5 protein-coding genes and 1 pseudogene are annotated in these 6,351 nt (G+C 55.2%); all 6 read right to left on the reverse strand.

Features of this window, described 5'->3' with window-relative positions; genetic code table 11:
• Nucleotides 1–816 (reverse strand): hypothetical protein (locus K5905_RS24730; RefSeq protein ID WP_297589045.1); only part of this gene is annotated, 816 nt, incomplete at its 3' end.
• A gap of 136 nt (nucleotides 817–952) precedes the next feature.
• Entirely contained in the window at nucleotides 953–1,780 is an 828-nt protein-coding gene (locus K5905_RS24735) for an ABC transporter permease (RefSeq protein WP_297589048.1), read from the reverse strand.
• Nucleotides 1,777–2,703: an ABC transporter permease subunit gene (locus K5905_RS24740; RefSeq protein ID WP_297589051.1), complete on the reverse strand. Its 927-nt coding sequence runs from the start codon at nucleotides 2,701–2,703 to the stop codon at nucleotides 1,777–1,779. Before K5905_RS24740 ends, K5905_RS24735 begins: the two co-directional genes overlap by 4 nt.
• Nucleotides 2,704–2,708: 5 nt before the next feature.
• The gene (locus tag K5905_RS24745; RefSeq protein WP_297589053.1) at nucleotides 2,709–3,866 is read right to left on the reverse strand and encodes an ABC transporter ATP-binding protein; all 1,158 of its coding nucleotides are present in this window, start codon (nucleotides 3,864–3,866) and stop codon (nucleotides 2,709–2,711) included.
• A gap of 79 nt (nucleotides 3,867–3,945) precedes the next feature.
• Nucleotides 3,946–4,978 (reverse strand): annotated as a pseudogene (locus tag K5905_RS24750) (polyamine ABC transporter substrate-binding protein).
• A gap of 152 nt (nucleotides 4,979–5,130) precedes the next feature.
• The coding region (locus K5905_RS24755; RefSeq protein WP_297589055.1) for a glutamine synthetase family protein at nucleotides 5,131–6,351 on the reverse strand (1,221 nt) is incomplete at its 5' end.

A 6,351-nucleotide genomic window follows, 5' to 3' on the forward strand; every position in this document is an offset into this window, starting at 1 on the left:
AATTTCGTCGCCCTTGCGCAACGCCAGTGCGACAACCGGTGAGGTCTTGGAATTCAATCCGGCCAACGCCTTGAAAAAGTCGGCTCGGTACCCTTCACCGATGGTGTTTGTTTCACCGGCAGCATCTTCACGCTGTTTGCGCTGCGCGAGCAGAGCGCTGCAGATGGCTTCCCTTTCCTCAGCGCTTTTTGCTTCAAAAAGCGACACACCTTCGCGTTCCAGCTTTCGGAACTTTGAGCGCGCTTCTTTGTAGACCGATTTCTTTGAGCTGCCGACATGTTGCAGGCATTCAGCATCCATACAGAAATTTTGACTGTGCTGTGTCGCTTCGGTGGCTGTGAAAAGCGGGTTCGAATAACCTTCGATCGTTGAGGGGATCTTGCATATTTTCAGCACATCACACTCAGGAAGGACGCTTGTCAAATTCGAGACAAGGTTCTGCATCTGCAGGTTCGGGGCGGCAGCGAATTCTTTGCTGAGTACGGGTCCATTTTGATCGGACAACCCAAAATCGGGAAAGGAAACAATCCGAAACGGCCCTTTGCGAGACCAAACGAGGGGCAGCAGCATAACCGGGTCTTGCGTTGCCTTGCCACGCAAACCGAGAACGGCAAAACGCTCGCAGATTTGCGAAGCTATGTTCCGGGAAAACGCGTGCACAAACTCAGGCGTCTGGAACGGTGTAGACACCGCACCTCCCGGCAAAGCCCGCCATAGAGATTTCAATTCGCTCAATGTCGGCCATTCATACCAGTCAATACCGGTATCCGCGACAAAGCGACCGACATTGTTCTCATACCCCCTCAACCGAGCCATCAACGCCTTCCAAGCTGCTGCAGGGACATTGGTCCCAGATCTTGGAGGCAAGAGCTATCACGATGCAATTTCTTTTAGGTTAACCAAATTGGTTACACGCAAAGGTCAGGCGCGTGACTTCGAACGCGACATCCGATCAGGCAAGGTCGGCTCCAAACGCCGCCCGCTCGTCCCGTTCTCGTTGTGCCTGTTGACGTTTTGTCACAAGGGATGCCGCAATTACGCCAACGGTGACCACTGCCACAAGGATCGTGCAGACCGCATTGATTTCCGGTGTGACACCAAGGCGGACCTGGGAATAGATCTTCATTGGCAGCGTTGTCGCACCCGGTCCAGTCGTGAAGCTGGCTATCACAAGATCGTCGAGCGACAATGTAAAGGCGAGCATCCAGCCGGCAATGACGCCGGGGAAAATGATCGGTAGTGTAATGAGGAAAAAGGTCTTCACGGGCGGACAGCCAAGATCCTCGGCAGCTTCCTCCATTGATTTGTCAAACCCGACCAGCCGGGACTGAACAACAACGGCCACATAACACATGGCAAAGGTCGTGTGTGCCAGCATCACCGTCCAGAAACCCCGCGCCTGGTCCATGGCCACAAACAGCAGCAGCAAAGACAAGCCGAGGATCACTTCCGGCATCACCAGGGGAGCGAAGATCATTCCGGAGAAGAGAGAGCGCCCGATAAAACGCCCGGACCGGACCAGCACGAGCGCTGCGAGCGTGCCGAGAACGGTTGCGATTGTCGCCGATGTGAAGGCCACCCTGATCGTGACCCAGGCTGCATCAAGCAGCTGTTCATTCTGAAGCAGGGACGCATACCATTTGGTCGAAAACCCGCCCCAGACGGTCACCAGACGACTGGCGTTGAAGGAGTAGATAACCAGGAGGACAATGGGCAGGTACAGGAACGAAAAGCCCAGTACCAGCGATGTGATGTTGAACCAGGTCGGGCCGCGCGTCATCCATCTGCCTCCGACATCTTCTGTTGCTGGTTCTGGAAAAGCACGATGGGGATCACCAGGATCAGGATCAGGATCACCGCGACTGCGGATGATACCGGCCAATCCCTGTTATTGAAGAACTCGACCCAGAGTGTCTTGCCGATCATGAGCGTGTCAGACCCGCCGAGCAGGTCCGGGATGACAAATTCACCAACTGCTGGAATGAAGACCAGGAAACAGCCTGCGATTACCCCGGGAAGCGAGAGCGGTACGGTGATCTGCCAGAATGCTTTCCACGGCGGACTGCCCAGATCTTCCGCAGCTTCCAGCAAGCTGCCATCCAGACGTTCCAGGCTTGCGTAGAGCGGCAAGACCAGGAAAGGAAGATAAGAATAGACGATGCCGATATAGACCGCGATGTTGGTGTTCAGGATCACCAGAGGTTCGTCGATCAGACCCAGCATCAAGAGAAACTGGTTCAGCAGTCCTTCATTCTTCAAGATACCGATCCAGGCATAGACACGGATCAGAAAACTCGTCCAGAACGGCAGGATCACCAGCATAAGCAAGGTCGGACGCCAGGCCCGGGGACTGCGCGCCATGCCATAGGCGATCGGGTATCCGATCAACAGCGTCAGCATCGTAGAAATGCCGGCGATGATCACCGAGGATACATAGGATTTCCAGTAAAGCGCGTCTTCCGTCAGCCAGAGGTAGTTTTCCAGCGAAAGCTCGGCCAGATTGTCCGTGAACGCCTGCCAGCCCTCGGCCAGATCGAAGGTTGGAATGTATGGCGGGATGGCAATCGCGACCTGGGACAGAGATATCTTGAAGACGATCAGGAACGGTGCCAGAAAGAAAATCAGCAGCCACAAATAAGGCACTGCAATCAACAGCTTGCCACCGAAGGTTCTTTTGGCAGGAGCTGCAATCTCATCAGTCATGACACCTACCCCCTCAAAATGACGCCGGCATCCCGGTCGAAGGTGAGCACGACCTCGTCGTCCCAGGTGATCGGTTTTTCGACCATGCGCGACACGTTTGCGAAGGTTGAACGGATTGTGTCGTGATCGTCCTCACCCACTTTGACATGAATGATGGAAACATCGCCGAGATAGGCAATATCCCACACGAGACCACCAATCTGGTTGACGGCGCCCGCCTCCCCAGTACCTTGCGCAATGCGAACCTTTTCCGGACGAATGGCGTACCAGACCGTTTCGTCGGTCCCTGCGTCCGTGTTCTGCTCACTGTCGATCACAAAGCCATCGGTCACGGAAACAAGCCTGGTTCCCGTGGTGGATTTTTCGACAACTTTTGCTTCGATCAAATTCACATCACCGATAAAATCGGCGACAAATTTGGAATTCGGCGTTTCGTAGATTTCCGCAGGGGTCGCAACCTGGACCAGTTGCCCCTTGTCCATGACTGCGATGCGGTCGGCCACCGTCATCGCCTCCTCCTGATCATGAGTGACAATCAGGAAGGTCATTTCGAGGTCTTCCTGCAAGGCCATCAGTTCGAATTGGGTTTCCTCGCGCAGTTTGCGGTCCAGGGCCCCAAGCGGTTCGTCAAGCAACAGCACTTTTGGACGTTTCGCCAGCGACCGCGCCAGAGCCACACGTTGACGTTGGCCACCGGAGAGTTGATGCGGTTTTCGCTTGGCAAACTCCTCCAGCTTGGTCAGCCGCAGCATCTCGGCCACACGGCTCTCTATGTCCTGGGCCGGTAACTTGTCCTGCTTCAGGCCGAAGGCAATGTTCTTTTCCACGCTCATGTGCGGAAACAGAGCATAGGACTGGAACATCATGTTGGAAGGCCGCCGGTAGGGAGGAATACCGGCCATGTCCTGCCCGTCCAGAAAGATCTGCCCTGTGGTCGGCGTCTCGAACCCGGCGAGCATACGCATCAAAGTGGTCTTGCCGCAGCCGGAGCCGCCGAGCAATGCGAAAAACTCTCGTTCGTAGATCTTCAGTGAAAGATCATTTACAGCCGTGAACTCACCGAATTTCTTGGTGACGTTTCGAAACTCGATGAAGGGTGGGTGGTCGGGACTTTCCCAGGGAACGAATTCCCTGCGTACCGGACCAATCGACTTCTTTGCCACAACAATCCCCCACCCCTGAAAGAGCTATTACGTGTTGACACCACCGGCCCCGCAAAGGGAACCGGTGGTTGCCGTCAGCTTACTGACCGCTTTTCACTGCTGTCCAGGAGCGGGTGACAACCCGGTTCACCTTCGGCGGATACGGCGTGGTGGTGTAGAGATTTTTGACCGTTTCTTCTGTCGGGTAAATCGCCGGGTCCCCGATGACGTCTTCATTCAGAAGTTCTTGAGAGGCCTTGTTGCCGTTTGCGTAGTAGACATAGTTGGACGCCTTGGCCATTACATCCGGGCGCATGATGTAATTCAGGAATTCGTGCGCTTCCTCCTTGTGTTGCGCGTCAGCCGGGATTGCCATCTGGTCGAACCACATCAACGCGCCTTCCTTGGGAATGCTGTATTCAACGGTGACGCCATTGTCAGCTTCCGCGGCACGGTCGCGTGCCTGCAGAACATCAGTGGAACTTCTGGACATTCGGGCGAACGGATTTCAGAAGCTCTCCGGCTTTTTCCAGCTCTGCCGGATCCTTGCTGTCAGGATCCATCCCGAGATAGTTCAGCGCGGCCGGGAACATCTCCGTCGGAGCGTCCAGCACAAACACACCGCAGTCCTTGAGTTTCTCAACGTTTTCAGGCTTGAAAATCAGATCCCAGCTGTCGATCGGAGCGTCATCTCCCAGAGCCGCCTTCACCTTGTCGACATTGTATCCGATCCCCGTGGTGCCCCACATGTAGTTGATCGAGTATTTGTTGCCCGGATCGTATTTATCGACCCGTTCTTCTATGTCCTTCCACATATTGGAAAGATTGGTCAGTTTGGATTTGTCCAGTTCGGAGAAAACACCCGCCTGGATCTGGCGGGCGAGAAAGCTGCCCGTCGGAACGACGACGTCGTACCCTGTTCCACCTGCCAGCAATTTGGTTTCCAGAACCTCGTTGCTGTCAAAGACGTCATAGACAACCTTGATGCCGGTTTCCTTGGTGAAGTCTTCCAGGATCGACTCGTCGATATAGTCCGACCAGTTATAGACATTTACGGTCCGGTCCTGAGCAAAAGCTGCTCCGCCCAACAGGCTGAGTGCTGCCACACCGGTCAACAATGATTTCACAGTCATTTCTGAACTCCCCTCAGAGGTTTGACGGCGGCCTTTTTCCGGCCTTGTCCCTGATTGCAAACGGGTATTCCCGCTGGATTGTTAATTTCGTGCCTTGAACTTTGGCGATGGTGCCGGATTTTGTCCAGCGCCGATTTTAGGCAGTTTGAACGTCACAAATACGTCTGGCGTTCAAGTGACGAGATCTCCCGCCCAAACTCGTTCAGTTCCTCCCGTTTGATCTCGGTCAGCACCTTGTGCATCTCGGCACCTACTGCCCTTTTCATGAGCTTGGATGCCTCGAATGCGTCAATGGCTTCATCCATCCACGGCGTCAGGCGCTTCTTTCTTTTTTCATAGGCATTGCCGGTTACCGGTGCAGGTGGATCTTTCTTTTGCACCAATCCTTCCATCATGCCGGCAAGAATGCCGGTCAGAACCAGATAGGGATTGGCGTCAGCGCCTGCGATCCGGTGTTCCACACGCGCTGCCTCCGGGCTGGATGCAGGGACACGCAGCGCGACCGAGCGATTGTCATAGCCCCAGCAGATTGAGGCCGGCGCATAAGACCCAGGCTGCATGCGGCGGAACCCGTTGAAGGTCGAGATGAAAAGCAGTTGAGCCTCGGGCATGGTTTTCAAAAGACCATTTATGGCATGACCGAGCCGCTCGGGGCCGTTTTCCGGATCGGCAAACAGGTTGCCGTTTTCATCTTCCATGGAAACGTGAACATGCATGCCGTTTCCGGGCCATTCCACATACGGTTTGGCCATGAACGAGGCTTTGAGTTCGTGCTTGCGCGCAACACCTGCCACCAGACGCCGCAGCAGAACCACATCGTCCGCCGCAAGCAGTGGATTGCGGCGGTGATGCAGATTGAGTTCGAATTGCCCTGGCGCTGCCTCCGAAACTGCCGCATCTGCTGGAATACCCTGCTCCTCGCATGCCTTGCGCAGGTCATCTACGACGGGAAGCAGTGCTTCCAGATCCGACAGGGCATACATGTTTTGCCGAGCCGGTCCCAGATGCGTTGCAAACAGCGGCTTGGGTTGTTCCGTCCAGTCGCCGTCGCTTTCCTCAAACAGGTAAAACTCCAGCTCAAAGGCACAAGTCGCGGAAACGCCAAACTCGTTGTTGAGACGAGCCACCATGTTTTCCAGCACGTGACGAGGATCGGCGAGAAACGGCTCGCCATCCCGATCATACATGGACAAAAGCACCTGCGCTGTCTTGCGCTCTGTCCAGGGCACAAGTCTCAACGTTTCCGGTATCGGCCAGCAAACGCCGTCCTTGTCCCCGGTCTCCAGATGCATACCTGTCGCCTCGACCTCCCGTCCCCAGACATCGAGACCGAACAGGGAATAGGTAAAAGCGACCCCCTGCTCGAACACTTT

It is taken from the genome of Roseibium sp. (assembly GCF_025698965.1).
Classification (GTDB): Bacteria; Pseudomonadota; Alphaproteobacteria; order Rhizobiales; family Stappiaceae; genus Roseibium.

What these genes read in the sequence shown, in the direction of transcription:
- K5905_RS24735 (WP_297589048.1), bottom strand. Translation starts at nt 1,780, where the DNA reads ATGACGCGCGGCCCGACCTGGTTCAACATCACATCGCTGGTACTGGGC.
- K5905_RS24740 (WP_297589051.1), bottom strand. Translation starts at nt 2,703, where the DNA reads ATGACTGATGAGATTGCAGCTCCTGCCAAAAGAACCTTCGGTGGCAAG.